Here is a 13292-nt window from a genome sequence, read left to right on the forward strand (position 1 = left end):
ACCGCGATGCGCTACCGGACCCTGATCATGCCTCTCATCCTTGCCATTACCGGCGGCGCCGGCATGCCGGCAGCCTCCGCCGCGCCGGCGTCAACGCCGCAGGCAGGCGAAGTCGCCTCCCTTGCCGACCTGCCATCCGACATCCGTGTCGTCATCGGCCCCGACGTCTCGGACCGCGGCGGTCCCTTCGCGCCCGGCTGCGTCGCCGCCAAGGGCGAACCGCACAGCCGCTTCGCCGGCGCGCGCATGGATGCGGACAGCGCCCAGGTCACGATCGAGCGCGGCGGCATCGCCCACTATTTCGACACGCTCGACTTCCGGCGGGTCGACGGACGCTGGGTGCATGTGCCGAAGCAGCCGGGGCAGGGCGGGCCCGTGACGGCGCCGAAGGAATAAGCCTTTTCAGGCTGCGCCGGCCGACCTTCCTCAGGTATCTGGCCTGGCAGTCGACTCCCGCTCCATCAGCGCGAAGCCCACATCGATGATCTTCTCGTCAAACGGTCTGCCTTCGATGCGAGCGAGCAGGGCCTGGGCGGCCCTGACGCCGATCGCCCGCTTGTCGACGTGCACCGAGGAGATCGGCGGCGCGGTGTGGGCGGCGAAGTCGAGGTCGCCGAAGCCCATGATCCCGAGCCGGCCGGGCACCGCGATGCCGCGCACGGAGGCTTCGGTCAGGACGCCTTGCGCCAGGGCGTCGGAACTGCAGGCGATGACGTCGAGATCGGGGTGCTTGTCGAGCAGGGCGCGCAGGCCCTCGCGGCCGAGCGCAAGGCTGGCCGGGATCGGCACCAGGTGGACCGGGAGAGGGGCGAAGCCGCGCTGCGCGAGCGCGGCTTCCAGTCCCTTGCGGCGGATATCGGCGCGCTCGTCGTCGGCCCATACCAGGCCGAAGCGGCGGTAGCCCTTGTCGAGCAGGTAGCGGCCGATCGTTTCGCCGATATCGCGGTGCGAGAAGCCGACCAGCATGTCGAGCGGGGTCGGCGTGAGATCCCAGGTTTCCACGACCGGCACGCCGGCGGCCAGCAGCTTCTTGCGCACGCTTTGCTGGTGGTTGATCCCGGTGAGCACGACGCCGTCCGGCTGCCGGCTAAGGACCGCCGAAATCACTTCCTCTTCCTTCTGCATCGAGTAATTCGATACGCTCAGCAGCAGCTGGTAGCCATGCGCCGACAACTCGTCGCCCAGCGCCTGCACGGTTTCCGCGAACATCGAATTGAAGAGCTGCGGCACCACCGCCGCAATCAAGCGGCTGCGCTTGCTCGCCAGGCTGCCGGCCAGCATGTTCGGGATGTAGCCGATCGAGGCCGCGGCTTCCTTGACGCGTTCGATCGTGTCCGGCTTCACCAGCTTCGGGTTGTGCAGGGCGCGCGACACCGTGATCGGCGACAGACCCGTCAGGCGGGCGACGTCCTTCAGGGTGATGCTCTGCTGGCTGGCAATGGGTGCGGGATCGGGGCGCTTGGGCATGCTGGAGGCGGCTGCAAAAAATTCTGCTTGATTCGAGGGATGATTGCGGTATCATACCAAAACGCCATCGCAAAGTGCCTCCAAGAGCATTTTCGACCGGCAAGAGTGGCCCGCATATCCCGGCCATTTTTTTAAAACGGAAATGATTGCGGTGTCATTTTAGGGGCGAAGGTATTGGTCTTGGCCCGGCAGGGGAGAGGTGTGCCCAAGTTCTTCAAGGGACACGGTCTTCCTGATAATTTTCAGTAGAAATGATTGCGCTGTCATTTACTTATAAATCAGGAGACAAGATGACACCCCATTTGCACGCCGCGTCCCGGCCAACGCACGTCCGCTTCACGATACTAGCCATGATTTTCCTGGTCACCGTCTTCAACTACGTCGACCGCGCCACCCTGTCCGTCGCCGCGCCCGTCCTGCGCAAGGACCTCGGCTTCGACGCCGTCACGATGGGGATGGCCTTCTCCGCCTTTGGCTGGGCCTACACCAGCATGCAGATCCCCGGCGGCATCCTGCTCGACCGCATCGGCTCGCGGGTCATCTATGGACTGAGCCTGCTGGTCTGGTCGGTCTTCACTTTCCTGCAGGGCTACGTCGACCTGTTTTCTTCGGCCTTCCTGGCCCTGTTCACGCTGCGTTTCCTGATGGGCGTGGCCGAAGCGCCGGCCTTCCCGGCGAATAACCGCCTGACGGTGATGTGGTTCCCGAAGCAGGAGCGGGGACTGGCCACCGCGGTCTTCCAGTCGGCCCAGTACTTCGCGCTGGCGGCCTTCACGCCGCTCATGACCTGGACCCTGCAGGCCAAGGGCTGGCATTACATCTTCTTCTTCACCGGCGCCGCGGGCATCGTCCTCGGCCTGCTGTGGTTCATGTTCGTGCACGAACCCAAGAAGCACAAGCGCGTCAACGCCGCGGAAATCGCGCACATCGAGCAGGGCGGCGGCATGCCGCAGATCGGCGACGTCAAGACCCCGTTCTCCTGGGCGCAAATCAAATCCATCTCGGCCAACCACATGATGGCCGGCATCTACCTCGGCCAGTTCTGCCTGACCTCGATCACCTGGTTCTTCCTCACCTGGTTCCCGACCTACCTGATCGAGGCGAAGGGCATGTCGATCCTGAAGGTCGGCCTGGTGGCCGCCATTCCTCCGCTGGCCGGCTTCGTCGGCGGCATGGCGGGCGGCGTGTGGTCGGACTGGATGCTGCGGCGCGGCTTCAGCCTGACCGTGGCGCGCAAGCTGCCGATCATCGTCGGCCTGTTCGCGTCCTGCTCGATCGTGGTCGCGAATTACGTGCAGTCGGTGGCGGTGGTGGTGTTCGTGATGTCGCTGGCCTTCTTCGCCAAGGGCGTCGGCAACCTCGGATGGTGCATCGTCGGCGACGTCTCGCCGAAGGAATCGATGGGCATCGCCGGCGGCATGTTCAACCTGTTCGGCAATCTCGCCAGCATCGTGACGCCGATCGCCATCGGCTACCTGGTCAAGAGCACCGGCTCCTTCGACGCGGCCCTGAGCTACATCGCCGTCGTGGCCGCCATCGGCGCCTGCTCCTACCTGTTCATCGTCGGCAAGCTGGAACGTCTCGGCGCATTGTCCGAGGCAGCCCTTAAGCCGGCGCCGGCCGCCGCCAAATCGTATTCGTAATCCTCTCTTTATCTGGAGTCTGCAATGAACACATCGCCTGCCCACACCGCCATCCAGGGCGACCGTATCGCCTGGATCCGCGTGTCGTCTTCCTACCTGCCGCTGGCGAATCCGATTAGCGACGCCAAGGTGCTGACCGGGCGCCAGAAGCCCATGACCGAGATCGCCATGCTGTTCGTCGAGATCGAGACCACCGACGGCCATCAGGGCCTGGGCTTCAGCTATTCGAAGCGCGCCGGCGGTCCCGGCCAGTTCGCGCATGCCAAGGAGATCGCGCCGGCGCTGCTGGGCGAAGACCCGAACGACATCTCGCGCCTGTGGGACAAGCTGTGCTGGGCCGGCGCGTCGGTCGGCCGCAGCGGCCTGTCGACCCAGGCCATCGGCGCCTTCGACGTCGCTCTGTGGGACATGAAGGCCAAGCGCGCCGGCCTGTCGCTGGCCAAGCTGCTCGGCGCGCACCGCGATTCGGTACGCTGCTATAACACCTCGGGCGGCTTCCTGCACACGCCGCTCGAGCAGCTGCTGGTGAACACGACCGCCTCGCGCGAGAAGGGCATCGGCGGCATCAAGCTGAAGGTCGGCCAGCCGGATTGCGCGCTCGACCTGAAGCGCGTCGAGGCGGTGCGCAAGCATCTCGGCGACTTCCCGCTGATGGTCGACGCCAACCAGCAGTGGGACCGCCCGACCGCGCAGCGCATGTGCCGCATCTTCGAACAGTTCAACCTGGTCTGGATCGAAGAGCCGCTCGACTGCTACGACTATGAAGGCCACGCGGCGCTGGCCGCGCAGTTCGACACGCCGATCGCCACCGGCGAGATGCTGACCAGCGCCGCCGAGCACGGGGACCTGATCCGCCACCGCGCCGCCGACTACCTGATGCCTGACGGCCCGCGCGTGGGCGGCATCACGCCCTTCCTGAAAGTCGCCGGCCTGGCCAGCCACGCCGGCCTGATGCTGGCGCCGCACTTCGCGATGGAATTGCACGTGCACCTGGCCGCAGCCTATCCGACCGAGCCCTGGGTCGAGCACTTCGAATGGCTCGAGCCCCTGTTCAACGAGCGCCTGGAACTGAAGGATGGGCGCATGCTGGTGCCGACCAGGCCGGGCCTGGGCGTGAGCCTGAGCGAACAGGCGCGCGTGTGGACGCGCGAGCAGGTCGAAGTCGGCCAACGCGGCTAAGGCTCAGAAGCCGATCCGGGATTTTCCCGGCGTCGGCTTGAGGCGGATGTCGGCCGCAATCACATGTTCCCGCCCATCCGCCACCGCATACCCCAGCCCATCCAGTAAAGTCTTGCGCAAATCGCGCGGCGACACGCCCGCCAGTTTATCGAGCACCACATCCCCCAGCCGCGGATCGAACCCTCCTAAATTCAACTCACGCAGCAGCCCGGCATACATGCGCTGGGCGATCCCGGCTGCCTGTTCAAGCGTCGGCGCCGGCACCTCATACACCGCCATGCGGTTCAGCAGCGGATGCGGGATCCCTTCGGTGGAGTTCGCGGTCAGCACCCAGAAGATCTGCGAGGCGTCGATGTCGACGTCGATGAACTCGTCGCGGAAGGCGCAGGCCGTTTCCGGCTCCAGCAACTGATAGAGCGCGGCCAGCGGATCGGACTGCGAGGAGCCGGTCGCCTTCTCGACCTCGTCCAGCACGATCACGGGATTCGCGAACTGGCCACGGACCAGGCGCTCGGCCACCTTGCCGCACTTGGCGCCGCGCCAGCTCGCCGAGCTGCCGGTGATGACGAAACCGGCCGACAGGGCGTTCATGCTGATCAGCTCGCAGTCGGTCTGCATGACCTTCGCCAGCCGTTTCGCGAAGTGGGTCTTGCCCACGCCCGGTCCGCCCAGCAGCAGGATCGGCATGACGTTGAAGCCTCCGAACTCCTTCTTGCCGGCGTGGGCCAGGCGCAGGTAGCGCGCCAGGTCGTCCAGCACGTCGTCGAAATTCGGGCATTCCTCGAACAGCGGGTCGAGGGCCTCGATGGAAGAGGGGGTGGTGACGAAACGTTCGGCGCCGGTCTCGAGCATGCGTTCGTAAAACGCTTCGAGCTCGGGCGAACGTCCGCGGCTGCGGTCGAGCGCATCCTGGACCTCGTGGAGGTCGTAGACGGTGCGGGTCCGGGCTAGTGTGATGCTCACGGCGATTCCTCCATCGCAGGCTGGGCCTGCGAGTTAGTACATGCTCACTTCCGCCCATCATCGTCGGACGATCGCTTGTTGGAATCCTAACCCGCTCTGCATCGATCTGCAATTTCCTACTGAACCGTGTCATCCATGCCGCATAGTGGGCGTCGCGCCAAGTCGACCGACTACCAGTAAAAAGTTGCGAACGATCAAACGTGAAACCCATGTGTATACATGAGCTTGCACATGCACACTAGCAGCTAAGTGCCTAATTTTGCTCAACATTTTTACTTGAGGCGGCTTCAGGTAAGTTCGCTAAGTCATTGGTTTCATTAGCAATTTCGCTCTTTTCCAAACGTGAATTCGCTTGACCACGGACAACGCTTCCTCTAAAGTGGGAAACGGTGGCAAAAAGTGCAGTTTTGTGGGAGAAATCAGGATCTCCCAGCGCCTAAAACTAACAAACTGATAACTCTCCAAAACTAGGTAAATACGTGTTTCAGGGCGCGTCTGCGATCAATCTCGATGCGAAGGGCCGGATGTCAATACCGGCCAAGCACCGTGACGCCTTGTTGCAGCAGTGTGAAGGCCGTATGACGCTCACGAAACACCCGCATGGTTGCCTGTTGTTCTTCCCGCGCCCAGTGTGGGAACAGCATCGCGAACAGATCGCCGCCTGGCCGATGTCGGCCAGGGCGTGGCAACGTATTTTCCTGGGGAACGCCTGCGATGTCGAGTTGGACGCGTCGGGCCGGGTGCTCATTTCGCCCGAACTGCGCAGTGCAGTTGGTCTGGAGAAGGAAGTCATGATGCTCGGGATGGGGACCCATTTCGAGATCTGGGATGCCGCCAAGCTGGCCGAAGACGAGGCCGAAGCCGTCGCCGGCGGCATGCCCGATGTCCTTTCCAATTTCTCCTTTTAAATAGGCGCCGCCATGAACATGGATAAGCCGGTGCCCGGATTGCAGCATCGTACGGTGCTGCTGGATGAAGCAGTCGATGCGCTCGCGCTCGAAGGTGCGCGCGCATCCGGTACTTATATAGATGGCACGTTCGGCCGCGGCGGTCACAGCCGGCTGATCCTGTCGAAGCTGGCCCCGGAAGGGCGCCTGATCGCTTTCGACAAGGATCCGCAGGCAATCGCCACCGCCGAACAGATCGACGATCCGCGCTTCACGATCGTGCACGACAGCTTCGCGACGATGCGCGAAGCGCTGGCGGCAAAAGGAATCGCGCAGGTCGACGGTATTTTGCTGGACCTCGGCATCTCGTCGCCCCAGGTGGATGACGCCAGCCGCGGTTTCAGCTTCCGCAACGACGGTCCCCTGGACATGCGGATGGATACGACACGGGGCATCTCGGCCGCCGAATGGCTGGCACAAGTGCCGGAACAACAACTGGAAAAGGTGATTCGGGATTATGGGGAAGAACGGTTTGCTTTTCAGATTGCAAAGGCGATTGCTGCTCGCCGGTCAGTCGAGCCAATTTCAAGCACACGACAGCTTGCCGCAATCGTGGCAAACGCGGTCAAAACCCGGGAGAAAGGCAAGGATCCGGCAACCCGCACCTTTCAGGCTGTCCGGATTTTCATCAATAAAGAGCTTGAGGACCTTGAAGCAGGTCTGAGCGCGGCTTTCGGTCTGCTCGCCACCGGCGCGCGCATGTCGGTCATCAGCTTCCATTCGCTGGAAGACCGCATGGTCAAGCAGTTCCTGGCCTCGAAGGCCAAGGTCGAGCAGCCGGACCGCCGGCTGCCGATCCGCGCCGTCGATCTGCCGCAGCCCTTGATGAAGCTGATCAGCAAGACCAAGCCCTCCGGTCCGGAGGTCGAGGCCAATCCGCGCGCCCGCTCGGCGGTGCTGCGCGTGGCCGAACGCCTGGACACGGCTGCCGAAGGGAGCCGCGCATGACCGGCAAGCTCAACGTCGTGCTGACCGTGCTGGTGGTCGGCTGCGCGCTGTCGGTCGTGAACGCCCGCTACCAGCGCAACCACCTCGTCAACGACATCGAAAAGCTGGCGACCCAGCAGCGCCAGCTCGACATCGACTGGTCCCAGCTGCAGCTCGACCAGTCCACCCTCGGCAAGAACGAGCGCATCGAAGAGATCGCGCGCACCCAGCTGAACATGACGCCCCTCAGCGCGGCGCGTACCCAGTACCTCACGGAAGGCGGCAAATGAGGTCGAGCGCAAGTACTTCCCGGTCGAACGCACGCGTCGCCGCCTCCAAGGGCGTGGCCTTCTCGCAGAGCCCCGTGCTGGCCGTGCGCCTGCCCGACTGGCGCTCGCGCGTGGTGCTGTTCGTGCTGTTCGCCGCCTTCGTCGTGCTGGCCGGCCGCGCGCTGTGGCTGCAGGGCGTGTCGACCCGCTTCCTGCAGAAGCAGGGCGCGAGCCGCTACATGCGCACCGAAGAACTGGCGGCCACGCGCGGCAAGATCTTCGACCGCAACGGCATGGTGCTGGCGTCCTCGCTGCCGGTGAAGTCGGTCTCGATCTTCACCGAAGACTACAAGGCCAGTCCCGCGTCTTCCGACAAGGTGCGCGAGCTCGCCACCCTGCTCGAGATGCCGGAAGCGGAACTGCTGAAGAAGCTGAACTCGGACCGCAGCTACGTCTACCTGAAACGCCAGGTCGAGATGGACGTCGTCGCCAAGATCGAAAAACTCGGCATCGATGGCCTCGACACGCGCAAGGAATACAAGCGCTATTACCCGCAAAGCGAGGTGATGGCGCACATGGTCGGCTTCACCAACGTCGAGGACATCGGCCAGGAAGCGATGGAGCTGGCGCAGCAGAAGAACCTGGCCGGCCAGCCGGGCAGCCGCCGCGTGATCAAGGACCGCCTGGGCCGCATCGTCGAAGACGTCGGCATGCAGCGCGAGCCGCACGACGGCAAGGACCTCACCCTGTCGGTCGACAGCAAGCTGCAGTACATCGCCTTCAACAGCATCAAGAACGCGGTGGCCAAGTTCAACGCCAAGGCCGGCGCCGCGGTGGTGCTGGACGTGCACACCGGCGAAGTGCTGGCGCTGGCCAACTGGCCGACCTACGATCCGAACAACCGCGCCCACCTGACCGGCGAGCAGCTGCGCAACCGCGTCATCACCGACACCTTCGAACCTGGTTCGACCCTGAAACCGTTCACGGTGGCGCTGGCGCTGGACAAGGGCCTGGTCACGCCGAACACCATGATCGACACCGGCAACGGCGTCTTCATGGTGACCGGCAAAGCCATCCACGACACCAGCGCGCACGGGGTGATCAACGTCGGCCAGGTCATCCAGCACTCCTCGAACATCGGCACCACCAAGATTTCGCAGATGATGTCGCCCCAGGACATGTGGGAGATGTTCACCAAGCTCGGATTCGGCCAGGCGCCGCGCTACGGCTTCCCGGGCGCCGCCGCCGGCCGCGTGCGCCCGTACAAATCCTGGCGTCCGATCGAGCAGGCCAACATGTCCTTCGGCCAGGGCATCTCGATGTCGCTGCTGCAGCTGGCGCACGCCTGGCTGATCTTCGCGCGCGACGGCGACATCATCCCGCTGTCCTTCCAGAAGATCACCGAAAAGCCGGTCGGCCAGCAGATCATCTCGGCCAAGACCGCGGCCCAGATGCGCGTCATGGTCGAATCGGTGGTGAGCCCGGAAGGAACCGCGCCACAGGCCCAGATTCCCGGCTACCGCGCCGGCGGCAAGACCGGCACCGCGCAGAAGTTCATCGGCGGCCACTATTCGCAGAGCCATTACATCGGCTCCTTCGCCGGCATCGTGCCGATGTCGAACCCGCGTTTCGTGATCGCCGTGATGATCGACGATCCGATCGGCGCCGGCCACTGGGGCGGCACCGTGGCGGCGCCGACCTTCGCGACGCTCGCCGCCAACGCGCTGCGGGCGGAGAACATACCGCCCGATTCGTCGGTCACGGACATCATCATTCCCGAACATCCTCCCGTGGAGAGCAACTGATGACGAGCCTGGACGATATCTGCCAGTGGATCCGCGCCGCCGCCCCAGGCGGCCGTCTCGTTTCCGACTCGCGCCGCGTTGGCCGCGGCGACGTGTTCTTCGCCTATCCGGGCGAGGGCGCCGCGGATGGCCGCAACTACATCGGCTCGGCCATCGAGAAGGGCGCCGCCGCGGTGGTCCATGAAGGCCGCGATTTCGTCTGGAACGCCACCCTCGACGTGCCGCACCTGGCGCTGCCTGAGCTGAAAAAGAACGCCGGCGTCATCGCCCATGCGTATTACGGCCAGCCGGACGCCGCCATGTTCACGGTCGGCGTGACCGGCACCAACGGCAAGACCTCGATCGCACTGTGGACGGCGCAGGCGCTGGCCCGCCTGGGCAGCGTGGACGAAGCCGTGGGCGTGATCGGGACCCTGGGTGTCGGCCTCGTGCGCGCGCGCGTGGAACCCGAGTTCGACGCCACCGGCTACACCACGCCGGACGCGGTGCTGCTGGCGACCCGCCTGGCGTCGCTGCGCGATGCCGGCGCACGCGCGCTGGCGATCGAGGTGTCGTCGATCGGCCTGGTCGAGGAACGCACCGCCGGCATGCATTTCGACGTCGCCGTGTTCACCAACCTGACCCGCGACCACCTGGACTACCACGGCGACATGGCCAGCTACGAAGCGGCCAAGCTGAAGCTGTTCCAGTGGCCGGGCCTGAAGCACGCCGTGCTGAACCTGGACGACCCTGCGGGCGGGCGCATCGCCGCGCACCTGCGCGCGAACCGTCCGGAAGTCGCGCTCACGGGCTACACGCTGCGCAGCGAAGAGGAACAGCCGGAGATCGAAGGCATCGCCATCCTGCGCGCCTCGCAGCTGCGTTCGCGCCCGGCCGGCACCGAGTTCCACGTCGACGCGCCGGCAGGCAGCGCGCTGGCCCGCACCCGCCTGGTCGGCCACTTCAACGCCAGCAATGCGCTGGCGGTGCTGGGCGTACTGCTGGCCAGGGGCGCCGCCCTGCGCGCCGCGCTGGAAGTGCTCGAAACCCTGGAGCCGGCGCCGGGCCGCATGCAGCAGATCGGCGGGCTCGAAGCGCCGCTGGTCGTGATCGACTACGCGCACACGCCGGATGCGCTGGAAAAGGCGCTGGTGGCGCTGCGCCAGGTGGCGATTGACCGCGGCGGCCAGCTGTGGTGCGTGTTCGGCTGCGGCGGCGACCGCGACCCGGGCAAGCGTCCGCAGATGGGGGCGATCGCCCAGATGGCCGACCACGTGCTGGTGACCAGCGATAACCCGCGCAGCGAAGAGCCGCGCGCGATCATCGAGCAGATCGTCGCCGGCATGGATCCCTGCCACCCGTCCTCGACCCAGCAGGCGATCGAAGACCGCGCCGCCGCCATCCTGTCGGCGGTGAAGCATGCCGGCAAGCCGGACGTGATCCTGCTGGCCGGGAAGGGGCATGAGCCCTACCAGGAAATCAAAGGCCGGAAGATGCCGTTTTCCGATGCCGACCATGCCGCGCTGGCCCTGACCGCGCGGCTGACGATGATGAGGAATAACTGAATATGCGCGGTTCGCTCGCACAATTGACCGCTTCGATCGAAGGCGCGCGCATGACGCGCGACGCCTCCTTCGAAGGCGTGTCGACCGACAGCCGTTCGGCCCCGGCCGGCGCGCTGTTCGTCGCGCTGCGCGGCGAAACCTTCGATGCCCACGACTTCCTCGACCAGGTCGCCGCCAGGAAGGTGGCGGCCGTGGTGGTGGAGAAGCTGCCGGAAGACTTCCCGCTGCCGGCCCTGGTGGTGCCGGACACGCTGGCGGCGCTGGGCCGCATCGGCAATGCCTGGCGCAGCCAGTTCGCGATTCCCGTGATCGGCGTCACCGGCAGCAACGGCAAGACCACGGTCAAGGAAATGATCGCGGCGATCCTGGCCGCCAGCGTCGGCGAGGAAGCGCGCCTGGCCACCCAGGGCAATCTGAACAACGAGATCGGCGTGCCGCTGACCGTGATGCGCCTGACCGGCGCGCACCGCGCCGCCGTGGTCGAACTGGGCATGAACCATCCGGGCGAGATCGCCCGCCTGGCCGCCATCGCGGCCCCGACCGTCGCCCTGGTCAACAACGCCCAGCGCGAGCACCAGGAGTTCATGCACACCGTGGAAGCGGTGGCGCGCGAGAACGGCTCGGTGCTGCAGGCGCTGCCTTCGGACGGCGTCGCCGTATTCCCCGGCGATGACGAGTACACCGCGCTGTGGCGCGGGCTGGCAGGGGATCGTGCGACGCTGACTTTCGGCCTGTCCGAAGCCTGCGACGTGCGCGCGACCTACACGCCGAACGCCTTTGGCAGCGAGCTGCAGGTCACTGCGCCGCAGGGACAGTTCAACATCAAACTTTCCGCCGCGGGCGAGCACAACGTGCGCAACGCCCTGGCGGCCTGCGCCTGCGCGCTGGCCGCCGGCATCTCCCGGGGCGCCATCGTGCGCGGCCTGGAAGCTTTCGCGCCCGTCAGCGGCCGCCTGCAACGCAAGCAGGCCGTCAACGGCGCCACCGTGATCGACGACAGCTACAACGCCAACCCGGATTCGGTGCGCGCCGCCATCGACGTGCTCGCGCAGGCGAACGCGCCGCGCATCCTGGTGCTGGGCGACATGGGCGAGGTCGGCACGCAGGGACCGCAGTTCCACGAAGAGATCGGCGCCTACGCAGCAAGCCGCGGCATCGATACCGTGCTCGTCACCGGCGCATTGGCGCGCCACATGACGGGCGCGGGAGCGCAACACTTTGAGCAGTTCGACGATTTATTGGCAGCACTGGATAAGCAACTGGGCAGCAAATCCGACGCAACTGTGTTGGTGAAGGGCTCGCGCTTCATGAAGATGGAACGCGCGGTCCAGCATCTCGTTCAATCACAAAACACTGGCAAGGATTCTCACTAAATGCTTCTCTGGCTCGCACAATATTTTCAGGACTATGTCGGTCCGATGCGGATTTTTAACTACATCACCTTCCGTGCGGTGTTCGCGACCATCACCGCGATCGCCATCGGCCTGCTGTGCGGACCGGCCGTGATCCGCAAGCTGACCGCGATGAAGGTCGGCCAGGCGGTGCGCGCCTACGGCCCGCAAACCCACCTGGCCAAGCACGGCACCCCGACCATGGGCGGCGTGCTGGTCCTGATCTCGATCGCCTTTTCGACCCTGCTGTGGTGCGACCTGTCCAACCGCCTGATCTGGCCAGTACTGGTGGTGACCCTGGGCTTCGGCGCGATCGGCTGGGTCGACGACTACCGCAAGGTGGTCTACAAGGACCCGGAAGGCATGCGTTCGGGCGAAAAATACTTCTGGATGTCGCTGATCGGCATCGCATCCTCGCTCTACCTGGCGTTCTCGGTCTCGGCCGCGACCCCGTGGGAAGTGTGGCAATTGTTCTTCGCCTGGGTGCAGTCGGGCTTCTCGATGGACCTGCCGCCCAAGGCCGACCTGATCGTCCCCTTCTTCAAGACCATCAGCTATCCGCTGGGCGTATGGGGCTTCATCGCGCTGACCTATTGCGTGATCGTGGGCGCCTCCAACGCCGTCAACTTCACCGACGGCCTGGACGGCCTGGCCATCATGCCGACCGTGATGGTGGGCGGCGCGCTGGGCCTGTTCGCCTACCTGACCGGTAACGCGACCTATTCGAAATACCTGTTCATCCCGCACATCCCGGGGGCCGGCGAACTGCTGATCTTCTGCGGTGCGATGGCGGGCGCGGGCCTGGCCTTCCTCTGGTACAACGCACATCCGGCCCAGATGTTCATGGGCGACGTCGGCGCGCTGGCGCTGGGCGGCGCGCTCGGCACCATCGCCGTCATCGTGCGCCAGGAGATCGTCCTGTTCATCATGGGCGGCGTGTTCGTGGCCGAGACCCTGTCGGTGATCATCCAGGTGAGCTGGTTCAAGTACACCAAGAAGCGCTACGGCGCCGGCCGCCGCGTGTTCCTGATGGCGCCGCTGCACCACCATTTCGAACAGAAGGGCTGGAAGGAAACCAAGGTCGTGGTGCGTTTCTGGATCGTGACCATCATCCTGGTCCTGGTCGGTGTCTCGACCCTCAAACTGCGTTAAGACTG

The 13292-nt window shown here is 65.2% G+C and carries 12 protein-coding genes; 10 read left to right on the forward strand and 2 right to left on the reverse strand.

Annotation, left to right across the window (positions count from 1 at the left end; translation table 11 throughout):
• The first annotated feature begins 6 nt into the window (after positions 1-6).
• Entirely contained in the window at positions 7-396 is a 390-nt protein-coding gene (locus AM586_RS19870; protein ID WP_052233488.1) for a hypothetical protein, read from the forward strand.
• A 30-nt stretch (positions 397-426) separates the two neighbouring features.
• On the opposite strand, the gene AM586_RS19875 is transcribed toward AM586_RS19870, so the two are convergent.
• Positions 427-1467 carry a LacI family DNA-binding transcriptional regulator gene (locus tag AM586_RS19875; protein ID WP_052233487.1) on the reverse strand — a complete coding sequence of 347 codons (1041 nt, stop codon included), beginning with the start codon at positions 1465-1467 and terminating at the stop codon, positions 427-429.
• A gap of 350 nt (positions 1468-1817) precedes the next feature.
• Between AM586_RS19875 and AM586_RS19880 the strand changes: the two genes are divergently transcribed.
• Both AM586_RS19880 and AM586_RS19885 read left to right on the forward strand, forming a co-directional pair.
• Positions 1818-3110: an MFS transporter gene (locus AM586_RS19880; RefSeq protein ID WP_269467309.1), complete on the forward strand. Its 1293-nt coding sequence runs from the start codon at positions 1818-1820 to the stop codon at positions 3108-3110.
• A 24-nt stretch (positions 3111-3134) separates the two neighbouring features.
• Positions 3135-4289 (forward strand): mandelate racemase/muconate lactonizing enzyme family protein, encoded by a 1155-nt coding sequence (locus AM586_RS19885; protein WP_052233485.1) that lies wholly within the window; start codon positions 3135-3137, stop codon positions 4287-4289.
• Between the two features lie 3 nt (positions 4290-4292).
• Here AM586_RS19885 and AM586_RS19890 read toward each other — a convergent pair whose 3' ends face one another.
• Entirely contained in the window at positions 4293-5252 is a 960-nt protein-coding gene (locus AM586_RS19890; protein ID WP_052233484.1) for an AAA family ATPase, read from the reverse strand.
• 479 nt (positions 5253-5731) lie between these two features.
• Here AM586_RS19890 and mraZ point away from each other — a divergent pair, with 479 nt between their 5' ends.
• The 7 genes from mraZ to mraY are packed head-to-tail and all read left to right on the forward strand — an operon-like array spanning position 5732 to position 13287.
• Positions 5732-6160 carry a division/cell wall cluster transcriptional repressor MraZ gene (mraZ, locus tag AM586_RS19895; protein WP_052233483.1) on the forward strand — a complete coding sequence of 143 codons (429 nt, stop codon included), beginning with the start codon at positions 5732-5734 and terminating at the stop codon, positions 6158-6160.
• A 12-nt stretch (positions 6161-6172) separates the two neighbouring features.
• Complete coding sequence (rsmH, locus tag AM586_RS19900; protein WP_052233482.1) at positions 6173-7147, forward strand: 16S rRNA (cytosine(1402)-N(4))-methyltransferase RsmH; 975 nt, start codon at positions 6173-6175, stop codon at positions 7145-7147.
• The gene (ftsL, locus tag AM586_RS19905; RefSeq protein ID WP_052233481.1) at positions 7144-7416 is read left to right on the forward strand and encodes a cell division protein FtsL; all 273 of its coding nucleotides are present in this window, start codon (positions 7144-7146) and stop codon (positions 7414-7416) included. The genes rsmH and ftsL overlap by 4 nt, the downstream gene beginning before the upstream one ends.
• Positions 7413-9200 carry a penicillin-binding protein 2 gene (locus tag AM586_RS19910; RefSeq protein ID WP_052233480.1) on the forward strand — a complete coding sequence of 596 codons (1788 nt, stop codon included), beginning with the start codon at positions 7413-7415 and terminating at the stop codon, positions 9198-9200. Before ftsL ends, AM586_RS19910 begins: the two co-directional genes overlap by 4 nt.
• Complete coding sequence (locus AM586_RS19915) at positions 9200-10744, forward strand: UDP-N-acetylmuramoyl-L-alanyl-D-glutamate--2,6-diaminopimelate ligase (RefSeq protein WP_052233479.1); 1545 nt, start codon at positions 9200-9202, stop codon at positions 10742-10744. The genes AM586_RS19910 and AM586_RS19915 overlap by 1 nt, the downstream gene beginning before the upstream one ends.
• A gap of 2 nt (positions 10745-10746) precedes the next feature.
• Complete coding sequence (gene murF, locus AM586_RS19920) at positions 10747-12117, forward strand: UDP-N-acetylmuramoyl-tripeptide--D-alanyl-D-alanine ligase (protein ID WP_052233478.1); 1371 nt, start codon at positions 10747-10749, stop codon at positions 12115-12117.
• Entirely contained in the window at positions 12118-13287 is a 1170-nt protein-coding gene (gene mraY / locus AM586_RS19925; RefSeq protein ID WP_052233477.1) for a phospho-N-acetylmuramoyl-pentapeptide-transferase, read from the forward strand.
• Positions 13288-13292 lie beyond the last annotated feature (5 nt).

This window comes from Massilia sp. WG5, from assembly GCF_001412595.2.
Lineage (GTDB): Bacteria > Pseudomonadota > Gammaproteobacteria > Burkholderiales > Burkholderiaceae_D > Telluria.

What these genes read in the sequence shown, in the direction of transcription:
- murF (WP_052233478.1), top strand. Translation starts at nt 10,747, where the DNA reads ATGCGCGGTTCGCTCGCACAATTGACCGCTTCGATCGAAGGCGCGCGC.
- rsmH (WP_052233482.1), top strand. Translation starts at nt 6,173, where the DNA reads ATGAACATGGATAAGCCGGTGCCCGGATTGCAGCATCGTACGGTGCTG.
- AM586_RS19915 (WP_052233479.1), top strand. Translation starts at nt 9,200, where the DNA reads ATGACGAGCCTGGACGATATCTGCCAGTGGATCCGCGCCGCCGCCCCA.
- AM586_RS19875 (WP_052233487.1), bottom strand. Translation starts at nt 1,467, where the DNA reads ATGCCCAAGCGCCCCGATCCCGCACCCATTGCCAGCCAGCAGAGCATC.
- ftsL (WP_052233481.1), top strand. Translation starts at nt 7,144, where the DNA reads ATGACCGGCAAGCTCAACGTCGTGCTGACCGTGCTGGTGGTCGGCTGC.
- AM586_RS19870 (WP_052233488.1), top strand. Translation starts at nt 7, where the DNA reads ATGCGCTACCGGACCCTGATCATGCCTCTCATCCTTGCCATTACCGGC.
- AM586_RS19880 (WP_269467309.1), top strand. Translation starts at nt 1,818, where the DNA reads ATGATTTTCCTGGTCACCGTCTTCAACTACGTCGACCGCGCCACCCTG.
- AM586_RS19910 (WP_052233480.1), top strand. Translation starts at nt 7,413, where the DNA reads ATGAGGTCGAGCGCAAGTACTTCCCGGTCGAACGCACGCGTCGCCGCC.
- mraY (WP_052233477.1), top strand. Translation starts at nt 12,118, where the DNA reads ATGCTTCTCTGGCTCGCACAATATTTTCAGGACTATGTCGGTCCGATG.
- AM586_RS19885 (WP_052233485.1), top strand. Translation starts at nt 3,135, where the DNA reads ATGAACACATCGCCTGCCCACACCGCCATCCAGGGCGACCGTATCGCC.